The 278-nt window shown below is 63.7% G+C and carries 1 protein-coding gene; it reads left to right on the top strand.

All coding sequences use genetic code 11. The annotated features are described in order from the left end of the window. The coding region (locus tag BP858_RS07515; protein ID WP_286879206.1) for a class I tRNA ligase family protein at positions 1-278 on the top strand (278 nt) is incomplete at both ends.

Genomic DNA, 278 nt, shown 5'->3' with positions numbered 1-278 from the left:
CGGCGGACGATCACTCACCGCTACGGTCACTGCTGGCGGTGCAAGACCCCCATCATCTACCGGGCGACGGCACAGTGGTTCCTGAAGGCCACCGAGATCCGCGACTCGATGCTGGATGAGATCGCGAAGGTGAAGTGGTACCCGGAGTGGGCGGGGAGCGCCCGGTTCCACGATTTCGTCAAGGATTCCCGTGACTGGTGCATCTCCCGGCAGCGCTACTGGGGTATCCCTATCCCCATCTGGCATTGCGAGCAGTGCGGCGGGTACACCGTCATCGG

The sequence above is a fragment of the Methanoculleus sp. UBA413 genome (assembly GCF_002502935.1).
Classification (GTDB): Archaea; Halobacteriota; Methanomicrobia; order Methanomicrobiales; family Methanoculleaceae; genus Methanoculleus; species Methanoculleus bourgensis.
The sequence above is the reverse complement of the archived record's forward strand: the minus strand, read 5'-3'. Positions and strand labels throughout refer to the sequence as shown.